Consider the following 20,883-nt stretch of genomic DNA (forward strand, 5'->3'; position numbering starts at 1 on the left):
GCATCGTGTTAGAGACCTGTGTGGGTCTGTGGACCAACCGCTACTTCCCAGCCGCTGTCCTTGCAGAGCAGAGCACAGTCTTGCAGGACAGCGGAGTAGTTGACGGCGTGCTGGTGCCGGATCAGCTGGCGGGTTTTCTTCCCCGTCAATTGTGGACCGAGGAAAACACACCCATCGCGTCGATTGTGCGAGACCCGGACTCCGCAATGGATGCGTTCATGGTCGCACCGTACATATACGCGGCGGCCCCACGGCTGAACATGCACCTGACCACCGACAGCATCCGGCGCGCTCCCTCGGAGCTGATCCAGTCGATGCTGACGCTGGCGCATATCACCGAAGGCCACGCCAACTTCCAAATCGGCGGGGGCGAGGTGAAACAGACTCGCCCCTTCGGTCACCCGTACAAGCAGGGCATGTCCCGGATGCGAGACCTGATGCAGATCTATCGACGCGCCGTGGAAACCGACGGCCCGTTCGACTATGCGGGCGAGCGGTGGACGTTCGAGAAAGCGTTCCTCGGCAATGCCAACGAACACCTGCCGACGCTGTGGGGTCTCGGTGGCGGGCCCAGGCTCACCGACTGCTCCACCTCGTTCGCGGACGGCATGGCCTTCACCCTACCGGGCGCATTCTCCAACCCGGATCAAGTCGCCGAGGCTGTCGGCTCGATCCGCAAAGAGGTGGAGCAGAAGGGAAGAGACCCCGAGGCGTTCCGAATCGGCCTGTGGGCAGCGATATTGTTGCACCCCGATCAGAATGTCCTGGAACAAGCCTTCGACAACCCGCTGATCAAGTTCTTCAGCGCCGCGAACGGCCGGGTGGAATCGCGTCAGTGGCAGGAGGAGGGGCTCCCGCTGCCCTTCCCGCCGGGCTGGGCTTACTACAAGGATCTGCTGCCGAACGACACCCCAGACGATCTCGTCGACACCGTTCTTGCCGCGACCACCCGGGAGCACGTCGAACGCTCCTGGTTCGCGGGGAGCCCGGCCGACGTGGCAGCCCAAATGCGGCCGTACTTGGAAGCCGGGATCGACTGGGTCCTCCCCTTCGACTACCTACCTGTCGTCGGTGACCCGGCCGACGCCCCGGCCGCCGTCGGATGGATGGTGGACCTGTGCCGCGAGCTCAAGTCGGCGTCGAAATGACCACTCCCGCCCGGGCCGCCGACCTCAGCACCTACCTCATCTCCGGGGCCGTAAGCGCCCGCCCCAGGGACCGACGATTCGACACCGAGTACCGTACGGTCGCCGAAGGAATCCAGGACGGAGTCGACGCCGACCGTCTCGGATTCCACCGCGCCTTCCTATCCGAGCGCTACGACATTAAGCACGCCGACGTTATTCTCAGCGGCATCGCGGCCCGCACCTCCACAATTCTGCTGGCTACCGGAACCATCGACCCCCAGACCCGCCAGGTGTGGAATATCGCGGCTTTCGGAGCCACCATGCAGGCCTGCTACGGCCCCCGTACGACGATCTGCCTCGGACTCGGCGACGACATGATTTTCAAACGCATGGGGGTGCGCAAAGCCAAGTACCGTGAAATGATCGAGTACGCGCACATGTACCGCGCCCTGTGGCGCGGCGAATCGGTTTCGTATGCCGGCCAGTCCGGATCCTTCGAGAATTTCTCCTTCTCCGAAACCTACGACGGGCCGGCCCCGGAACTGTGGATCGGTTCGTTCGCCAACCTCAAAGGTGCGGAGGCTATCGCCGCTGGATTCGACGGCGTCGTGCTCCCCCCAGTATTCACCCCCCGCGCCACCGAAGCCGCCGTAGCGCGCATCCGTTCAGCTTGCGAGCGGATCGACCGCGACCCCGCCACCGTGCGAATCTGCCAGTCGGTCATAACCGCCCCCGACCTGTCCGAAGAGGAGTTCCGCCAACTCGCGCACGGACGCGCAACGTCGTACTTCGTCTACCCCGGATATGGCGAGAACCTCGCCCGCGTGAACGGGTGGGACGAGAAGGTGGTTCTCGACGTCCGCAACCACCCCATCTTCACCGGGCTGGCGAAGGTCGCGGACATGGAACTCCACCGCCACCAGATGATGGATGCCGCCGGGCTGATCCCCGACGAATGGATGCTCGATTCCTGCGCGTTCGGAACAGCCGACGAATGCGCAGCCAACCTCCAACGATTCGTCGACGCCGGCGCCGACGAGCTCACCACGTATGGCTCGACCCCAGCCCAGAACGCCACGCTTCTCGCGGCGTGGAAGGGCCGCGCCGCCACAGATGCCTAACCCCTGCCCCTCCTCGGGCTCAGAGCCAGAACCTCAAGGCTCCACGGTGATGGCCCGCGTCGGGCATAGTGACCGCGCGGCTTCGACGCTGGCGCGCAATTCCTCGCTGGGCTCGTGGTTGAGCACCCGTACTTGCTCATCGTCGTCGGTAAGCTCGAACACTTCAGGTGCTGCAAGCACACATTGTCCGTGACCCTCGCACCACTCGTAGTTCACCCGGACGTGCACCGTCTCACCCCCGCACCGTGGCCGGAAGGCTGGGAATCGCTGCCGTTTCGGTCCCGCGGAACTCGAATCGAACCGATGCGGGATCTTTGAGTTCGGTGCCCGGAGCACGACGCAGTAGTTCCTCAAGGGCCACCCCCATCTCCATCCTCGCGATCGGAGCAGCCGGGCAACTGTGGATCCCGAATCCAAACGTGAGGTGGCGGCTACGGCGCGATTGCTTTCGCTCCAGCGAGAAGGTGTCGGGCTCGTCGTAGACTTTCGGGTCGCGGTTGGCCGCGGCCCAACACATCAATAATGATTCGCCCTCGGCGATCTCGACATCGTGGACAATCGTCGGTTTGACGGCGCGGCGGAACAGACCGAAAAAGGGCGGGTGCAACCGTAGATTCTCTTCGACGGCAGACCGGATCAAATCGGGCTCGCGGATCAGCCTTGCCCTCGTTTCCGACGAAGACAATACTTCATACAACAAACTGGACATCCCCGCCACGGTCGTGCCGTGACCGGCGACCAGAAAGCTGCTCATCGTCATGGTGAGCTCATCCAGCGTCAGCAAGCGACCGTTGAGTTCGGCGACGGACAGCTCGGTCAGGAAGTCGTCACGGGGGTTCTCCCGCCGGTCCAGCACCTCCTCCACGCCAAGCTGCGCAAGCGCCATGAACGTGGCCGCGGCGCGGTCTTGGTCTCCGAGATGCCCCACCATGTCCAACGTCTTTGCGCGTACTGCAGCACGCTTTTCCGGGGCTAAGCCCAGCAGATGACACAGCGCCAGCAGCGGTAGTTCTTCGGCGAAGTCAGCGACCAGGTCGCAGGTTCCGACCGCCAAGAGTTTGTCGATCTGTTCGACAACATCGGCCCGGAACACCGGCTCCACCCGTATCGCGGTGTCCTGGTTAAGCACTCGACTGAACAGCTCCCGCCACACCGTGTGTTCGGGGGGATCGTGTTCCAGCGGCGGGAACGCGGGGCGCTCGGCGAAAGGCCTAGTAACGCTCGGCGAGGACGCGAACGTCTGCCAGTCGGTATGGGCCGATTTAATATCGTCGTAGTTGAGCAGCAGACGGAAACCGCCCTGTTTGTCGCTGTGCGCGACAGGACACCGCTCCCGCGCATCGGCGAATAACTCGATCGCTTCAGCTGGCGTAGATTCATCGGAGCTGAAGTTGCGTAGCTTTTCGACGAGCTCGGCATTGTCGGGCGTGGCCATTGCGATTCCTCCTTATCAGGAAACTTCCTGGGCTCACAGGTCAAGAGTTAACCGGTGACCAACACAGCGGGAGACACAGATCAGCATCGTCTCGTTGGACGCGCGCTCTTGCGGGCTCAGAAATGAATCGCGGTGATCGGGTTGACCATCGAGCACGTCCACTTCACACGTGCCGCAGGTCCCCTCCTTGCACGAGCAAAGTACGTCAATCCCGGCGTCGGCGGCCACCTCAAGAACGGACCTGCCCGGTGGTACCAACAACGTCACATCGGATTCGGCGCAATAGACTTCGAACGGCTCGTCCGTCCTGAGCGTTGCGACGGCACGCGGCGCAAAGCGCTCCGTGTGCAACGAGATGTCGTCACGCCGTGATGCGAGGTCTTCGACTGCGGCGATCAGCGGTTCTGGCCCACAGCAATACACCGCCGTCTGCGGCGCGACGCGGTCCAGGACCACAGCGATATCGAGCAGCCCGCGCTCATTCTCGGGGCAAACCTCGACGCGGCTCCCGTAGTGCGCGAGGGTTTCCAGAAACGGCATGGATGCGCGAGTCCGCCCTCCGTACAGCAAGTTCCACGAGAGGCCGTCCCGGGCGACAGCTGCGATCATCGGTAACAGCGGAGTAATCCCGATCCCGCCCGCGATAAACAAGTATCGTGATCGAGTGATGAGGGGAAATGCGTTGCGAGGACCCCTGACCCTCACACGGGCGCCCGCTGCCATGTGGCAGTGCAAATACACCGAACCCCCACGACCGTCCGGATCCCTTCTCACCGCGACCCGCCAGCGTTGACGATCCCGAGGTTCCCCACACAGTGAGTACTGCCGGACCATCGAATTGTCGAGGAGCACGTCGATGTGGGCGCCCGGTTCCCACGCAGGAAGTGGATGCCCGTCTGGATCCACCAACGTCAACGACACAACATCATCGGCGATGTAGCCAAGTTGATCCACCGTAAGCGTGAGATCTACTTCGCTGGGTTGTGGTCCAGAATCACCGACAGCGACTCGCGACACCGGCATCACGTTCATCAAACAGCATAGTAAACTATTCTACGTTGATGTATCAAGAGCTGGGAGGTCACGCCCCTTGTAGCATCTTGCGGCATATCGGCAGCCACAACGCCCGAGGGAGACGGGCGGCAATCGACGCGAAAACCCGTGCGGAAAGCAGCGGCACGACAGTACGCCGCCCGTCGGCAAGGGCATCCAGGCCGGCCGTCGCGCACTGCCGCGGGGTCGCGGTGAGGAACGCGGGTTGGCGTTTTGCTTGTTCCGCGCCGTCAGCGATTTCGGAGAACTCGGTGGAGACACTGGCCGGGCACATCGCGGTCACGGTGACGCCGAAGGGTTTGAGCTCGCAGTGCAGGGCTTGCGCGATCGAGGTGATCGCCGCCTTGGTAGCGGCGTACGGCGCGAAGTTGGGCATCGGTTGGTTTCCGGCCATCGAAGAGACGAACAACAACGCGCCGGAGCGCCGCTCGACCATCGCCGGCGTCAGCAAGCGGGCCAACGCAACGGTGGATTCGACGTTGGTCCGCATCATCAAGGTGATGCGGTCGGGGTCGTTGCCAAGAAACGGCCCGACCATCCCAAATCCTGCGCACAGCACCAGTACGTCGAGCGCGAGACCCAGCTCGCCCAGCTCGCGCAGCATCCGGACGCGGTCGTCCGGGTCGGCCAGGTCGCAGGGCAGCACCTCGGCGCGGCGCTGATGCTTGTCGCGCACCTCGGTGGCCAGATTCTCCAGGCGGTCGCGGCGGCGTGCGACCAAGACGACATCATGGCCGCGGGTTGCGAGTTCGCGGACCAACTCCTCTCCTATGCCCGAGGAGGCTCCGGTGACCAGCGCAGCGTGGCCGGGCCGGGGTGCGGGAATAGCCATGGTCTAGTCCAATACGTCCGCGGCGCCGGTGGCGTGGACTAGATCAGCCGTGTCTCGCATCAGTCGCGCCCACATCGCGTCCCCCCGCTCCGTCCGCTCCAGCGTCATCGACATCGCGACGCCGAGCAGGAACGGGTAGAGCGCGGCGCGACGATAGCCCTCCCAACAGTCGTCCAGCGAGAAGCCTTCGACCCCGGCGGACCGCAAGCCCTCGTGGTAGCGACGGAGCAAATCACGCTCGTGAGCACGCCGCTCGGCCGGGCTGACACAGGCGCCCAAGAAGATCGCCACATCGACCAGCGGCGGAGCGAGCCGGGCTGCCTGCCAGTCGATGATGGATATTGGCGGAGCAGCCGGATCGACGCCGAACATGACGTTGTCCAGCCGATAGTCACCGTGAGCCACCACGAATGGGCGCTTCCACGCCTTCGTGGTGTAAAGCGAGGCTTTCGGCGCCAACTGCTTGACCAGGTCGATGTGCTCAGGCTCAAGGCGATCCGCGAAGCGTTCCAGGAACGGCCCAAGCGCGGCGGGGACGGCAGCGAAGAGCATCTCGGTGCGCGCGGCGTCGGCTATCCACTTGCGGCCGAGCAATTCAGGGTGGTCCCAGCTTGACGACTGCAGCTTGACCAACTCCATCACCGCGAGCCGGGCGTGTTCCAGTGAGCAGCCGACGACCATGTCACCGACCACCGAACCGGGTGATAGGTTGTCGATGACCAGGGTGAACCTGCCGGTTTGCGGCTCCAAGCCGCCCCAATGCATGCGCGGGACCTGAACCGTCACAAGTGGCTCAATCTCCTGGTAGAAGCGGACCTCGGCTTCGTACACACCCATCGCGGCGCCCAGATGGCGACTGCTGGCGTCCTGCGACGGCAGCTTCACGATGAGCGAAGCCGGGCCACCTTCAGCATCGTATTCCAGGTCGGCCCGCACGACCAGACCGAGCTGGCCGGTGCCGACCAATTCGGTCTTCGCCGACGTCACGCTGACCTCCTCGCCGATCGTGCCGCCTTCGCAAAGCGCACCGGTGAACCACTCCGGGGTTAGGTCCCCCACGGTGTCGACGATGTGTGTCATACCGGCCTCCTCTCAGCCGAGTTGGAGTGTGAAACCCACAGCGGGGTGACCGTTTCCGGGTCGCATTGCTCGTCGACAATCCATTTCACCATCCGCCGCATCGGCTCAAGCCCGTCTTGTGGCAGCGTCACGTCCGGGTCGGCGGCGTAGCCGAGTGACACCAGCCGCTGTGCTCCGTGCAGCGCGAGCACATCACGCAGCGTCGCCTTCAGCGACTCCGGGTAGATCCCGATCGTCTGGGTGTAGGCGTTGACGTAGGCGACGGCGTCCAGCGGGTCTTCAATCGGGACCAGGTTGGCTACCCGGCCGGAGAGTGAGCGGTGGAAATCCACCGGCTCGTCCAGCTGCGAACAGATGACCGCGCCCTCACCGTCACGCCCGCCGTAGACCCGATACCACTCGGGGCTGGCGCGCAACGCGTCCATGCTGCCACGCAGCTCGGGGTCAAAGGTCTTGGCGGGTGTGCTCAGCATTTCGGGCAAGCGCTGCAGCTGCTGATAAACAGCCTCGCCGAGAGTGTTGAGCCGGTCCAGGCCGTCCGGTGCGAGCCCAGAAGCCACGTATACCACCCGCGCGTTGACGCAGCCCAGTTGATTGAGCGCCCCGATGTCGGTGGCCAGCCGCAGCGCTACCTCTTGGACACTCTGCTCCGACGCGAACGCTTCCGGCCCGATGATGGTGGCGCTGCGTTTAGGGTCCAGCGTGATCAGCTCGAGCCCGGGTTGGACGTAGCGCAACACGTGAGTGACCGAGGCGAACCCGCCCCAGGCGATGATCTTCTCGATGTTGGCCGGTTGGCACAGCGCGGTCTCCACCTCCGTATCGCCGCCCTTCCAGTACACCACCGAAAGGTGCCGGGTGATCGGATGGTCGGGCGCCATCTCGGCCATAGTCCGCGCGATGGCCAGCGCCGTCAGCGGGTCGTTGGACGGCGTCTTGACCACCGCGTCGGACCGGGCCACCGCATTGCGCACGATAGACAACGCCGCGATGATCGGGCTGTTGCCGGCGATGATGTGCAGCGTGCGAGCACCCATCGCACGGATGCTCACCGTCCGCCCGTCGGCCATCGTCCGCTCGACCCAGCCCGCCAAGTGGGGCACGCCAATCGTCGCCTCGGCGAGCTGGCGCACCGCATCCGCGTCAAACAGCGCGGGGAGCTGCTGGAACGACGCGCGAACCAGCGGGATAGTCATGTCGGACCACTGAGCCGAGTGCTCCAGCGCCTGCTGCAGGTGCGCGTTCGAATCGAGCACGAGGTGCCGACCAAGCTCGTCGAGGTAGTCGACGATCTCCGAGAAGGGCAGCCGATGCACATCCGATAGCTTGCGGGGGTCGCGCAAGGGCAGCCGGTGAACTACCCGGTTCGGGTCGGGCGCCTGGAAACTCGCCATACCACCCCGACCCTCGAACGTGACCAGCTCATCATGCAGAGTCTCGCCACGTACGTACGCCGGAATGGCCAGCTCCGACGTTCGGGTAGCACGTGCTGTGGCGGTCATCAGGCAAGCCTCTCGTTAAGGAATTCCAGCGCGGCCCGATGGGCATCCTCCGACGCCACGCAGGTGATCTTGTCGTCACCGCCGTGCTTCTCACTGAACCGCTCGATGCGCCGATCCAAGTGCGGGGTGGTCCGCCCGCAGCCGCACGCAGCGAAGCGAGCGGAAACCTCATCACCGGTGATGTATCCGCCCCAGTAACTTGAAGCCAACAGGTCGAACACCGCCGCACGACCGGTCTGCTCCCCCTCCCTGGGCAGCACCCTTCCGTCCACGGGGTCCAACACGAACGGGATGATCCACGGCTCAAAGTGATATCTGCCGCGCTCACACATCTTGTTCATCGCGGTGATCTCGGACATCACATACATGTGCTGGATATGGTCAACACCGGTGAACTTGCGGACGGTCTGCTCCCAGTCGTCGGGGACGACCGCACCCTTCGCCCCGCCGCCGGTGCTCACCAGCGAATCGGGCGCGAAGACATCGGAAATGCCCGTGCTCAACGCGGCTTCGGCAATCGAATAAAGCACGTTCCAGGTCGCCAGCAACCACACCCGCTCACCACGCAACCGCTCCACGATCTGGTCGACGAACCTTGGCATCGTCTCGGCCATTTCACGTTGCTCACGCTCGAACTGCTCCTTGCGTGCACTCAGCGCTGGATTGATCTCGAGCTGGTCGACCTCGCCGCGGGCGGCAGCCGCCCGCAGCCGGCCGGCGAGGAACATCGAGTCGGAACTCATCCGGCCGGGACGCAGCGCATGCAGCCGCTCCTCGGACCCTAGTAAGTGCGGTAATCCCATCTGCGGCGCGCGCAAGATCGCGCTGCGACCGTACCGGTAGAGCGGCCACACCAGGTTGAAGTACTCGCCGTCGTGTCGACCGCCCGCCCCAGCCGGATCGGAGTACTGGAACAGTCCGCAGCGGGCGGCGGCGAACATCTGATCCCATTCACCCAGCCCACGTGGCAGGAAGGACATCATCCCGGCGGTGCCGGAGGTGTGCGCCACCCGCAACGGAGTCTGGGCGTCCAGCACGTCCAGCCACGAATCGATGCTGTCGCATCGGCTCACGTCGATCGCGCTTAGGTCATGGGTGGTTAGCCGATCCAGCCACCGGGTCAGCGCGGTGAACTGGTTCTTTACCAGCAGCGAGACCGGATACGACTTGTATACCGAGTGCTGGAATAGGAGCGGCACTACGTCGTTAAGGCATTCGATGGCGGTGATATGGGTCTCGGCGGCCATCGTGGTCAGGGTGGGGATCGCATCGCGCAACTGCTCGAAGCGCATCCGCAGCGCCGCCAACTGCAACGCGCCGAGCTCCTCGGCCGGCAAGTGCTGCATGGCGTACCAGGAATGGCCGAAGAATTCGGCTGGCGTGTCGGCAAAAGCCCGAACATCTGCCGCCGAGGGCGGAATCGCAACAGCGGACATCGTCACCGAATTCCTCCTCGTCGACACTTCACCGTATGGCGTACGGAGATCCGTTGGTCTGAACCGTAAGCTGTACGGTGGTGATGTGTCAACGGCTTCAGGGACCTCAAACCGGGCGAGACGACCGGGCCCGCGTCCACGCTTTACCCGAGCCGAAGTCCTCCGCACCGCATTACGCCTGATCGACAATGGCGAGCCGGGAATGTTCAGTATGCGCCAGCTCGCCGACGAGATGGGAATGGGCGTCATGACGCTCTACGGGTATGTGCGCAACAAAGAAGAGCTCTATGAACAGGTGACGGCACTCGCGTTCGACGAAGTTCCAGCGCCGCCGACGAGCAGCGGACTGTGGTACGAGCGGGTCGGCGACGCGGTGCGTGAGCTGCACACCATCTGCCAGCGCCACCCGAACCTGGTGACCATCGCCCTCACCGATGACAAGCTCAAACCCGGCCTGTTCCATCGCCGCGAACTCATCCTCACCGCGCTACACGACGCGGGCTTTTCGTCCGAGAAAGCCCTGCACGCACTTGGCGTGCTTACCAGTTACGCACTCGGATTCGCCGTCGCCCAGGGATCACCGGCTTTACGCCAGCTTCCCTTGGAAATCCGCCACAAGCACGCGGAGGGATTTCCGGGTCTGAGCGCAGACGCCGCGAACTATGCGGCGCACCTGGACCCGGCCGCTTTCGAGTACGGGCTGAGCCTCATCATCCGCGGCCTTCGCGCTGACCTTTGACGCCGACCGAGCGCGGCCAGTGACTGGGGATCTTGCTTCCTCGGTGGCCCGCATCCGGCGGGCTGATCACCCCGGCGTTATCATCAGCTGATGGTCAGCGGGACAGGGAACGGCTCGTCTCCAACCGTCTCTCCCGCGGGCCGTGATGCCACCGGCGATTCGAAGGCGGCGCAGACACGCACCCGAATTCTTGACGCAGCGGCGCACGTGCTGAGCACAAAGGGCTATGCCGGCCTTCGCCTGAATGCCGTAGCCGCACACGCCGACCTACAGACACCGGCCATCTACTACTACTATCCATCCCGCGACGATCTCATCGAAGAAGTCATGTGGGTTGGGATCGCCGATATCCGCAAGCACGTCGCTGCGGTGCTTGACGCCTTACCCCCCGATGCCACCGCGATGGACCGCCTACTCGCAGCCGTCGAAGCGCACTTGCGTCACGCACTCGAGATATCCGACTACGCAACCGCTTCCATTCGAAACGCGGGACAGGTGCCGCTGAAGATCCGCAAGCGCCAGATTGAGGAGGAGGAGCGCTATGGCGAGATTTGGCGCAGGATCATCAACGACTTGGCCCGCTCCGGCGAACTCCGCGCCGACTTCGATCTTTACATCGCGCAAATGCTGGTTCTCGGCATGCTGAACTGGGCCCTTGAGTGGTGGGATCCGCACCGCGGCTTACCGGAGGTAGTGGTCGCCAACGCCCAGTCGTTCGTCCGTCACGCACTCGGTGAGCACGCATAGCGTCGCGGGTCAGCATCGAAGATGATCATGTGCCCGACAACGGGGCAGGTCGATGGGTGGCGATGATCTTGTCGACCACCAGTCTGGCGGTTTCAGCGCAGGCTGTGGTGCCGCCGTTGGCGTATTCCTTCACGCCGTCGCCGACATTCCACAACCCCGCGAACGGTGTTTCGTGTGGAAGGTCGAACCCCGCTACGGCCCGCTGTGGCGGCCAATCGTCACGCGTGACCGCAACGTTCAATATTCTTGCGCGGTCATTGAATCGATCGATCTGATCCTGCAGATCCTGCAGCAGGAGCTCTGTTTCGGCGACCTCGTCGAAATCGCCGAGAGACGGCTTTGGCACGGAGGTGCCGACGTAGAGATTCCAGCCGTCGGGGGCCATCTCAGGGCAGGTGTCGGTGAAATTGGCGATGTAGGCTAGCCTTCGCGACTTGGCAAAGCTGAGCATGCCCGGAACGTCGATCAGCCGCTCCCGGCTGGCGAAGTTCACTGAGATCATCGAGGTGGGGCGGTCACCCCGTTGCACCAGTTCCAGATAGTCATTCGGCACAGCGTCCTCACCGAGCAATGCGACAGTGGCCGCCGGACCCACATCACTGACCACAACCGGCGTTGCAATGGCTATCGTCTCGCCGTTACGCAGCACTTCGACGCCGGTTACCGCACCGTTGTCGGAGATGATCTTGACCGCGGGAGTGGACAACCAGACCCTGCCCCCGCGTGACTCAACGACTTCCGACAGAGCCCGCCACAGGCCAATCGTTCCCTCCGGATGGAAACCGAACCGCTTGAACGCGCTCTTTCGGGTGAAGTAGGTCAGGAACACCCGCGCCGGTAAGTCCTCAGACCCCACCGCGAACACCGACGCACACATATTACGGAAGATTCCGTGTACACCCTCGTTTTTCGTGTATTTGGCTACCCATTGCTCGGTGGAGAGCTCGTCGGTGGGCAGGCCGGAATCGTCGCGTGCAGCACCGATCCCCTTGACCAATTTCGCCCCCTGGCGAGTGAGCTTGCTCAGCAGAAATCCCCAACCGCCTCCGGTGACGTCCACATCTTTGCCCGCGATGCGGTACAGGATCGGTGGTTTGGGCTCGCGGACGTCGAACGGCGCGCCCACCTCTTCAAAGGTCTGCTGGGTTATCCCGCCAACCTCGATGACGATGGCACCGTTGTTGACCTTGAATCCGTCGATGTCGTCGGTGGATGCCCGCCCGCCGACTTTGTCGAAGCGCTCGACGACCAGGGTGCGGTAACCGTGGTGGGCCAAGCGGGCCGCTGTGAACAGGCCCCCCGCTCCAGCGCCTATGACGACGGCGTCAAACTGCTGTTCTGTGCTCATCTGCTATCACCTTCGTCGGTTAGTAGGAGCGGGGCAGACCTAACGAAGTCTGCGCAATGAAGTTCAGGGTCATCTCACGGCTGACGGGCGCGGTACGCATCAACCGGGTTACGAACCAGAGTTCGGATAGCCCGTATTCGTTGGAAAGCCCGTTGCCGCCGTGGGTTTGGATGGCTTGGTCCAGAGCTTTCAGCGCTGCTTCCGACGCAGCGAACTTCGCGATGTTGGCGGCTTCGCCGGCCGGCTGGCCGGCATCGAACATTTCGGCGCTGCGTGCCGTCGCCATCCGACTGAGCTCGACGGCGATGTGGGCTTCCGCCAGCGGATGGGCGACACCCTGATGCGCCCCGATCGGTGTGGACCAGACACAACGCTGCTTGGCGTACGCGCACGCCTTGTCGATGGCGTATCTACCAATGCCGCCGCACAACGCGCCTACGAGAATTCGTTCCGGGTTCAGCCCGTCGAACACTTGCCGCAATCCGTTGCCGGCCACACCGATCAGCGCCTCCTCACCGACCTGGACTTGATCTAGGTAGACAAGGAATTGCTTGTCGGGCGACACGATCGACGTATCGATAGGCCGGTAGGTCAAGCCAGGGCTGTCGGTGGGCACCACGAACAGTGACAGCGCGTTGTTCTCCGGCGTCGACTGATCGGCATCGCGGGCCACGATCAGGATCGCACTGGCTTGGTCCACGGCCGAGATGTAGTATTTGCTCCCCGTAATCGTCCAGCCGGCCCCGGTCCTCCGCGCGGTCGTCTTGAGGTTGTGGCTGTTGGATCCGGCATCGGGTTCGGTCAGACCAAATGCCATTTTCTTGCTCCCGTCGGCGATCGAGGGCAGCCACTGCTGCTTCAGCGAAACCGACCCGTGTTGGGACAAGATGTTGCCGCAGATCGCCGGTGAGATGACCCAGATGAGCAACGGCATGCCGTGGGCGGCCAGCTCCTCGACGACGACGACTGCTTCGGCCATTCCTCCTCCCCCGCCGCCATACTCCTCGGGCAGGTGCAGTCCCAGCAGTCCCGCGGTACCCAGGTCCGACCAGAGCTCCTCGATCCCCTCCCCGGTGCGGCCGCGCTGCAGGAAGTAGTGCGGCCCGTAACGCTCAGCAATACCGGCCACACTGTCCCGGACCGCCCGGTGTTCGACGGAATCGTTGATCAATCCGGCCATGCTTTATCTTCCTGTGAAACTGGGCTGGCGTTTTGCCGCGAATGCGGCCAGCGCATTGGCCGCGTCAGCGGTGTCCCCGGTGATCTCGAGCGCTTCGGTCTCGGCGTGTAATTGTGTCGATAGGTCGTTGTTCCACGAGTCCCGTAGCAGAGCACGCATTTTCGCGAACCCCCTGGTGGGTCCGTGGGCAAGTTCGTTCGCCAGCGCGACGGCTCGGTCACGGAGTTCGTCGGCGGCCACGATCTCGTTGATCAGTCCCCACTCAAGCGCCTCGGCCGCCTCGATCGGCGTATTGCGCAGATAAGCCTGCGCCGCCCGCCGCGGCCCGACCAGACGCGGCAGGTGCCAGGTGCCGCCACCGTCACCGGATAAACCCAGCCCCGCGAAAGCGGTCACGAATCGGGTGCCCTCGGCCGCCAACACCAGGTCTGCCGCATAGACATAGCCCAGGCCGCCACCGGCGACGGCACCGTGTGCGGCGGTCACGATCGGGGCATCGATGTGGCTCAGCACGCGAAACGCCTCGTGGAACCGAGTGGTCATCTGCCTGAACAGATCACCCAGGTCGGCCGGGCGCCGTTGCCGGAAATAGTCGATGTCGCCGCCGACGGTCAAGGCGGGCCCGTTCCCGCAGATCAGCACCGCGCGCACGGAGTGATCGGCGGCGATCCGGCGAGCGATCTCCAAGGTCTCCTGCGCGACTTGTAGGTTGATGGCATTGCGGGCATCGGGCCGGTTCAGGCAGACGGTGGCCACACCGTCGGCCACCGAGTAGTCGATCGTTTCCGGTGCAGCGTCGGCGCCCAGGGCTTCCACCCAGGCGGCGCTGTCGGTCAATTGGTCCAGTGACGTGATCCGCCCGTCGGACGCGAAACCGATCACATGAATGAATGCCGCATCGAGCCGCCGTCCCGACACCCGCGCGCTGCCACGGTACCGGCCCGCGACGAAGAGCCTGCCGTCATCGAGTATTTTGAATTCCTCGGCCCGCGCTTCCACCCGGTAGTGACGGCCGATCCGCCACCACACATCGGCCTGCATGGCTTCCGCCCCGAGATGCTCACCGCCCATGTCCAGCGGTAGCCCCTCGGTGACATGACCGACGAAGTCCGGATGCAGCAGCGACAGCACACGATCTCGGTCGCCGGCAGCCAGCGCACGATAGAGCTGCTGCGCCGCCGCCAATTCCGACTCGTAGCGGCTATCCGACATAGCGGATGATGGATTCCACGACGGCAGCGGGCTTCTGAGCTCCGTCAGCCTCGACGGTGGTCACCAAGGTGGCCTGCACGGCACCGTCCAGCTTTGCGATATCGGCGATCTCGGAGCGGGCGCGCACTCTGGCACCGACGGGAACCGGCGTGATGAAGCGGACCTTGTTGAAGCCGTAATTGATCGCCATCGTGATGTTGTCGACGCGGTACAGCTGGTGCATGAAATGCGGCAACAGCGACAGCGTCAGCAGGCCATGGGCGATGGTGCCACCGAAGGGACCGTCGGCGGCCCGGTCGGGGTCAACGTGAATCCACTGATGATCGTCGGTGGCATCGGCGAACAAGTTCACACGGTCCTGCCCAACCTCCAGCCAATCGGTCGGCCCCAGTTGCTCGCCTTGGGCATCGGCCAACTCGGTGAGATCTGTGAATACCTTCATCCTCTACTCCTCTTGATCCGCAACCCCACGATGGGGGTGACGCATAGTGCGATGTCCGCGTGACGATTCGGCCAACGTCACTCCTTGAGTTGTACGGCAGCAGATGTCAGCAAGCCGGCAATCGACTCGTCGAGCATGTCACAGTCGATCACACCGCGATCATCCATCGACCCCATCCGATATCTCATGACCACAGCCTGAGCCAAACTCGCCTGGCGCCATTGCGTGAATCCTCGGTAGTAGCTGAGCCGGTCGAGTTCGAAACCTGTTTCGTTACGGTATATCTCGATCATCTTCGACGGTGTCGGAAATCCGTCCGCGTGGGCGGGGGCATACCGCGATAACGGCGAGTCGTCGACGGACCGCCAATCCTCGAGCAGCCAAGCGAGGTCGACCAATGGGTCACCCACCGTAGCGTGTTCCCAGTCCAATACCGCAGAGACGCGGCCACCGCACACCAACAGGTTGGACAGCCGGAAATCACCGTGCATGATCACGGCCGGGTTCTGCGGATGCGGCAGGCGTTCGATCAGTCTCGACCGGACGGCACGCCACCCGGCGTCATGGATACACCCCGATCCCACCCGCAACCAGACATCACTGACTTGACCGATCTGACGGTGCAGGGAGGGAGATTCGGAGATGGCGCGGCGCAGCAGCGCCGGGTCGAGCCGGTGCAGCCGGGCCAGGGTCGCGATCACGTCGACGCCGATCTGGTAGCGCCGGCCCGGATCGGTGAGTTGGGTATCGTCCTCGAGCACCCCGCCAGCCATTCGCTGCATGACAAAAAACGACCCGCCGCCGCGGGACTCCCCGATGCCGATGATTCTGGGCACCGGGATGCCGCTGTTCGCCAGGGCCGCGATGGTCCCCGCTTCCCGCGCCACCGCCCGCGCGTTGGCCGCCTCGTCGCCCGGCAGTGGTTCGCGCAGCACCCACTGCCGCCCCTCGCCGTCGGCCACGATCGAGGTGACGTTCGACTGGCCTGCGCCAACACGCCCGATCACGACCGGAGTACAGACACGTTCACCGTTTCCGATCAGCCAGGAGGCCAGCGCGCGAGGCCGCGTCGACATCAACCTGGGCGACGGCGAGCGACGAGGTCGCACCGAAACACCGGTCGCCATGACGCCCTGCCCCTTCACCACACCCAACCGTTAAAATGCCGTCCGAACCCCAGTTTTTAATCTATTGGATCAGATGTTACCGCAGATAACTCGGTTATTATAGAATTTTTCTAGTAGCAATTAAGTTCAGTCTCCGGGCCGCCGGGCCGCCGGGCCGCCCTCGGCGACCCGGCAGTGAGCTGCTCAATGAGCTTGAATTTCTGCACTTTGCCCGTGGGCGTGGTGGGGAGATCCTCCGCCCGGTAGAACACCACCCGTTTGGGGACCTTGAACGCAGCCAACCTCGCGCGACAGATCGCGATGACATCATCCTCGGTCAGGGCCGCAGTTGGTGCGGGCACCACCACGACACAGCCGATCTCGCCCCATCGATCATCGACCAGGCCGACGGCGAACACCTGGCTGATCTCATCGTGAGCGGCCAGCAGGTCCTCGATCTCCTTGGGCATCACCAGCTCGCCGCCGCTCTTGTACAACTCCTTGCTGCGCCCGGTCACCTCCAGGTAGCCGTCGTCGCGAACACGACCGAGGTCACCGGAGAACAGCCAGCCGTCCCGCAACGTCGCCGCGGTTTGCCCGGGTTGATTCCAATAGCCCAGCATCGCCGTCGGCCCCGAGGAGACCAACTCCCCCTCCTCGCCCGGTGCACAATCCTTCCCGCTGGCAGAGTCCACCGTCTTGTACAGCACCAAGGAATCGCTCCCCGGAACAGCCGCGGCACCGGCGAGTTTCGGCCTTCCCACCGTCTCCGATGTCAGCGACAATGGATCCTCGGGCAAAGTCAGCGTCATCGCCCCGCCACATTCGGTCATCCCGTACCCGGTCACGATCTCACTGACGCCGAATTCATCCTCGATCTGTCGCCACAACCAGATTGGCGCGGGCGCGGATCCGCAGAGGATCGCTCGCAACGAGGAGAGGTCATAGTCCCTGCGGGTGGCGCACTCGAGCATCGCTACGGCCATGGTCGGCACACACAGGATATCGGTGGCGCGGTGCCGTTGAATGCCCGCGAAGTAGCCGTCGGCGCTGAACGCCGTCTGCGGAATGATCGCACCACCCACGAACATGACCGAGAGGAGACCTTCGATGTAGCCGAACATGTGGTAGCAGGGCAACGAAAACAGAATTCGCCGACCATCTTCATAAGCTCGGGTCAACGCGGAAGCATAGGCGGTCCGCAACACCGCATCATGCGACGTCACCACTCCCTTGGGCGATCCCGTGGTCCCCGAGGTATACAACATATCCCCGGGGTCGTCGGGGTCCAGCTCCACACCCGCGCTGGCACCGCGATTCTCATCACCAATCGCGGCGAGGTCGTCAATCGTCAGGCAACCCGGCCGGGCCCGACCTTCGACATTGAGCTGCACCACTGTCGGCTCCACGGATGTCGCCGGCGAATCCCACCCGGGTATGATGGCGTCGAGCATCGACGGATAATCGAGGCCCCGAAAACCGGTCATGGTGACCAGCACTCGGCACCCCGAGTCCGTGAGCACGTACCGCAACTCATCGTACCGGTAGAGGTAGTTGAACGGAACGGCGATGGCCCCTACTCGCGCGATCGCAAACTTCACGGCAGCGAACTCGGGGTGATTGGCCATCACCATGCCGACCCGGTCACCGCGCCGAACCCCGAGCACCATCAGACCGTCGGCGAGCCTCCGCGATTGCGTGGCGACGTCGGCGTAGCTGTGTTCGCCCTCGTCGGTGAGCACCAGTGGCCGATCGGCGTAGCGGCTGGCGCAGTCGTCGAGCCAGCCGGCCAAAGTATGCCGATGCCAGGCCGGAAAGCGGTCGCGCAGCTGGCTTCGGCGCCAGGCGATACCGGTTTCCATCACAGCTCGGGGAGTTCGTCGGCCAAGATCGCCTCGCGCAACTCGAACTTACGCACCTTCCCTGTCTGCGTCACCGGCAGTCCGCCGGCCACGAACCACCGGCTCGGAACCTTGAACCGAGCCAGCCGGGCGCGGGCGTGGTCAACCAACCGTTGTTTCAGGTCCGGACCCACCTCAACCCGCAGGCGGATCACCGCAACAACGACCTCTCCCAGACGCTCGTCCGGAAGCCCGACCACCGCCACCTCGACAATCGATTCATGTTCGACCACAACGGATTCGATCTCGGCCGGGGCGATGTTCTCGCCGCCACGAATAATGAGTTCCTTGAGCCGCCCGGTGACGGTGAGATACCCCCGAGAGTCCATTGTCCCGAGGTCTCCGGTGTGGACGAATCCGTCTTCGTCAACCGCGCGCAATGTCGCCTCGGGGTCGTGCAGATACCCCAGGAACTGTTGGTATCCCCTGGCGCAGATCTCCCCCTGTTGGCCGACCGCGACCGTCTCGTTGGTGCCCGGATCGACGATCTTGCAGTCGACCTGTGGTAGGGGCCGGCCCACCGTTGTCAGTTGATCGTGTCGTGAATCGCCGGGGCGGGTGGTCGACAGCACCGGCGACAGCTCGGTCTGTCCGAACAGGTTGATCACGGTCGCCCCAAAAATCTGTTCGGCGTCGACGATCATCGAGGCGGGCACGTTCGATGCCCCGCCCATGACGGTGTGCAATCGCGGAGCCGGTTCGTGGCCGGCACGCTGACATTCCAGCAATGCGCCGAGCACGGTCGGTACATAGAAGAGCACTGAAACGTTCTCGTCACGTAACGACTTCAGGACCGGGCCGGGGACAAACCGGTCGACCAGCACCACCGTCCCCGCCAACCACAGCGGACCCAGTGTCGCGATCACACATCCGGCGGTGTGGAACAGCGGCAGCGGGTTGAGGCACACCGCCCCCGGCGGTGCATTCACCGCTTCCAACGTCAACTTCGCCACGTTGACCAAAGACCGGTGCTTGAGCAGCACCCCCTTGGGGCGGCCGGTCGTTCCCGAGGTGTATTGCAGCATGGCGACCTCATCCGCGTCTGGTGAGGCGCACGAGCTCAGGTCACCGTCAGCCGCTCGCCACGTCGGGGTGTCCGACAGCGACACACACCGCAACCCAGGCAATGCGCGGCTCAAATTCGCTGCCACATCGCTCATCCGGTAGTCGCGGCTGACGTCGGCGTGCAGCAGGATCGAGGCGCCTGAGTGCGATAGGGCGTACTCGAGCTCCTCCTCGCGGAGTGCCGGATTGAGTGCCACCAGCACCACTCCGGCCAGTGCCGCGCCGTATTGCACGACCGGCCACTCAATGACGTTGGGCGCCCACAGTGCGACGTGAGTTCCCCGCTCAGCGAGTTGCGACAAGGCGACGGCGACTCGGCATGCCTCATCAAGCAAGTCGGCATAGGTCAACCGAACAGTTTCGTGGGTACCGTGGCGCACTCCAATAAGCGCGATCCGGTCAGGGTGCGCCCGCGCGCGGTCGGCAAGCAATTCACCCACGGTGAAATCGACCAGCGATATCCCGCGGTCCGCTTCCCAATACGCCCGCTCGAGGGTCCTCGGCGACGGCGGCTGCGTGCCCGTCACGGCCATGGTTCAGACAGGATTGCTGCCCAATTTCGCGTTCGACATGTCGCTGATCTCCGGCCACCGGCTGGTGATCTCGGCCAGGCTCGGCGGTGCCGAGAATGTCACCCCCTCGTTCTGGAACTGGGCGACGCGTTGGACCAGACCGCCGCCGACGACGAACACCGATCCGGAGTCGTGGTTTTCTTCCGAGAGCAAATACCCGACGGCCGGCGCGACTTGCGCAGGATCCAGCCTGTCGAGTACTTCCTGGGGTGCGATATCGGCGGTCATCCGGGTGGCCGCCAGGGGCGCGATCGCGTTGGCGGTGATCCCGTACTTAGCGCCCTCGATCGCCAGCGTGTTGATCAGGCCCACCAGCCCTGATTTCGCGGCGCCATAGTTGGCCTGGCCGAAGTTCCCGTACAGGCCACTGGTCGATGTCGCGACCACGATGCGGCCGTATTTCTGTTCGCGCAGGTGGGGCCATGCTGCACGGCTGACGTTGTAGCCGCCGTACAGGTGGATTTTCAGGACAGCATCCCAGTTCTCATCTGTCATCTTATGGAATGCACCGTCCCGCAGAATGCCGGCGTTGTTGACGACGCCATGCACCGCTCCGAACCGTTCGATCGCCGTCGTGACGATGGCCTGGGCGCCCTCCGGGGTCGCCACCGACGAGTAGTCGGCGACGGCCTCCCCGCCGGAGTTGCGTATCTCCTCGACGACGGCGTCCGCCATACCGGTACCAGAGCCCGTCCCGTCGCGCGCACCACCAAGGTCGTTGACCACCACGAGTGCGCCGTTATCGGCGAGGAACCGCGCATAGGCACGTCCCAATCCGCCGCCGGCACCGGTGACGATCACAACCTTGTCCTGCACTCCGGGCACGTGAATTCCTTTGGGTCGACGTCTGACGGCCTACGCTGGATTTGAATATAGTTTCAAAATTTGCCAAGCGTCAAGCCGCGGCAACACATCCAGGACGCCCGCCCGCTGCCGACACCCGCGACGGCTTACGCATAACTCACGAGAGGATCGCGGGTCTTCA

General features: G+C 63.9%; 19 protein-coding genes. 4 read left to right on the forward strand and 15 right to left on the reverse strand.

What is annotated here, in order from left to right; all coding sequences use genetic code 11:
- Positions 1-5: 5 nt before the first annotated feature.
- A complete protein-coding gene (locus ACAG26_RS20550) occupies positions 6-1,148 on the forward strand; it encodes an LLM class flavin-dependent oxidoreductase (protein ID WP_370484915.1) in 1,143 nt (380 codons plus the stop codon).
- Complete coding sequence (locus ACAG26_RS20555; RefSeq protein WP_370484916.1) at positions 1,145-2,248, forward strand: TIGR03857 family LLM class F420-dependent oxidoreductase; 1,104 nt, start codon at positions 1,145-1,147, stop codon at positions 2,246-2,248. The genes ACAG26_RS20550 and ACAG26_RS20555 overlap by 4 nt, the downstream gene beginning before the upstream one ends.
- 33 nt (positions 2,249-2,281) lie before the next feature.
- Here the strand turns inward: ACAG26_RS20555 and ACAG26_RS20560 are convergent, their stop codons facing one another.
- The 7 genes from ACAG26_RS20560 to ACAG26_RS20590 form a co-directional block, all read right to left on the reverse strand.
- Positions 2,282-2,584 (reverse strand): ferredoxin, encoded by a 303-nt coding sequence (locus ACAG26_RS20560; protein ID WP_370484917.1) that lies wholly within the window; start codon positions 2,582-2,584, stop codon positions 2,282-2,284.
- Complete coding sequence (locus ACAG26_RS20565) at positions 2,481-3,683, reverse strand: cytochrome P450 (protein WP_370484918.1); 1,203 nt, start codon at positions 3,681-3,683, stop codon at positions 2,481-2,483. Before ACAG26_RS20565 ends, ACAG26_RS20560 begins: the two co-directional genes overlap by 104 nt.
- A gap of 33 nt (positions 3,684-3,716) precedes the next feature.
- Complete coding sequence (locus ACAG26_RS20570; protein ID WP_370484959.1) at positions 3,717-4,706, reverse strand: 2Fe-2S iron-sulfur cluster-binding protein; 990 nt, start codon at positions 4,704-4,706, stop codon at positions 3,717-3,719.
- 58 nt (positions 4,707-4,764) lie between these two features.
- On the reverse strand, positions 4,765-5,568 hold the full coding sequence (locus ACAG26_RS20575; protein ID WP_370484919.1) for an SDR family NAD(P)-dependent oxidoreductase: 804 nt from the start codon (positions 5,566-5,568) through the stop codon (positions 4,765-4,767).
- Between the two features lie 3 nt (positions 5,569-5,571).
- Complete coding sequence (locus tag ACAG26_RS20580) at positions 5,572-6,648, reverse strand: phosphotransferase (RefSeq protein WP_370484920.1); 1,077 nt, start codon at positions 6,646-6,648, stop codon at positions 5,572-5,574.
- Positions 6,645-8,042: an acyl-CoA reductase gene (locus ACAG26_RS20585; protein ID WP_370484921.1), complete on the reverse strand. Its 1,398-nt coding sequence runs from the start codon at positions 8,040-8,042 to the stop codon at positions 6,645-6,647. The genes ACAG26_RS20580 and ACAG26_RS20585 overlap by 4 nt, the downstream gene beginning before the upstream one ends.
- 107 nt (positions 8,043-8,149) lie before the next feature.
- Complete coding sequence (locus tag ACAG26_RS20590; RefSeq protein WP_370484922.1) at positions 8,150-9,835, reverse strand: hypothetical protein; 1,686 nt, start codon at positions 9,833-9,835, stop codon at positions 8,150-8,152.
- Between ACAG26_RS20590 and ACAG26_RS20595 the strand changes: the two genes are divergently transcribed.
- Positions 9,825-10,325, forward strand: a complete 501-nt coding sequence (locus ACAG26_RS20595; protein ID WP_370484923.1) for a TetR/AcrR family transcriptional regulator C-terminal domain-containing protein — start codon at positions 9,825-9,827, stop codon at positions 10,323-10,325. The genes ACAG26_RS20590 and ACAG26_RS20595 overlap by 11 nt on opposite strands.
- A gap of 90 nt (positions 10,326-10,415) precedes the next feature.
- Positions 10,416-11,072, forward strand: a complete 657-nt coding sequence (locus ACAG26_RS20600; protein WP_370484924.1) for a TetR/AcrR family transcriptional regulator — start codon at positions 10,416-10,418, stop codon at positions 11,070-11,072.
- A 25-nt stretch (positions 11,073-11,097) separates the two neighbouring features.
- Here the strand turns inward: ACAG26_RS20600 and ACAG26_RS20605 are convergent, their stop codons facing one another.
- The 8 genes from ACAG26_RS20605 to ACAG26_RS20640 all read right to left on the reverse strand — a co-directional run bounded on the left by ACAG26_RS20605 (position 11,098) and on the right by ACAG26_RS20640 (position 20,723).
- On the reverse strand, positions 11,098-12,420 hold the full coding sequence (locus ACAG26_RS20605; RefSeq protein WP_370484925.1) for a phytoene desaturase family protein: 1,323 nt from the start codon (positions 12,418-12,420) through the stop codon (positions 11,098-11,100).
- A 19-nt stretch (positions 12,421-12,439) separates the two neighbouring features.
- The gene (locus ACAG26_RS20610) at positions 12,440-13,600 is read right to left on the reverse strand and encodes an acyl-CoA dehydrogenase family protein (protein WP_370484926.1); all 1,161 of its coding nucleotides are present in this window, start codon (positions 13,598-13,600) and stop codon (positions 12,440-12,442) included.
- Between the two features lie 3 nt (positions 13,601-13,603).
- The gene (locus ACAG26_RS20615) at positions 13,604-14,812 is read right to left on the reverse strand and encodes an enoyl-CoA hydratase-related protein (protein WP_370484927.1); all 1,209 of its coding nucleotides are present in this window, start codon (positions 14,810-14,812) and stop codon (positions 13,604-13,606) included.
- Positions 14,802-15,254, reverse strand: coding sequence for a MaoC family dehydratase (locus ACAG26_RS20620; protein ID WP_370484928.1), 453 nt, complete (start codon positions 15,252-15,254; stop codon positions 14,802-14,804). Before ACAG26_RS20620 ends, ACAG26_RS20615 begins: the two co-directional genes overlap by 11 nt.
- Positions 15,255-15,331: 77 nt before the next feature.
- Complete coding sequence (locus tag ACAG26_RS20625) at positions 15,332-16,399, reverse strand: phosphotransferase family protein (RefSeq protein WP_370484929.1); 1,068 nt, start codon at positions 16,397-16,399, stop codon at positions 15,332-15,334.
- 92 nt (positions 16,400-16,491) lie between these two features.
- Positions 16,492-18,222: a class I adenylate-forming enzyme family protein gene (locus ACAG26_RS20630; RefSeq protein WP_370484930.1), complete on the reverse strand. Its 1,731-nt coding sequence runs from the start codon at positions 18,220-18,222 to the stop codon at positions 16,492-16,494.
- A complete protein-coding gene (locus ACAG26_RS20635) occupies positions 18,222-19,859 on the reverse strand; it encodes a class I adenylate-forming enzyme family protein (RefSeq protein WP_370484931.1) in 1,638 nt (545 codons plus the stop codon). Before ACAG26_RS20635 ends, ACAG26_RS20630 begins: the two co-directional genes overlap by 1 nt.
- A gap of 3 nt (positions 19,860-19,862) precedes the next feature.
- Positions 19,863-20,723, reverse strand: a complete 861-nt coding sequence (locus tag ACAG26_RS20640) for an SDR family oxidoreductase (protein ID WP_370484932.1) — start codon at positions 20,721-20,723, stop codon at positions 19,863-19,865.
- Between the last annotated feature and the right edge of the window lie 160 nt (positions 20,724-20,883).

It is taken from the genome of Mycobacterium sp. pUA109 (assembly GCF_041287095.1).
Lineage (GTDB): Bacteria > Actinomycetota > Actinomycetes > Mycobacteriales > Mycobacteriaceae > Mycobacterium.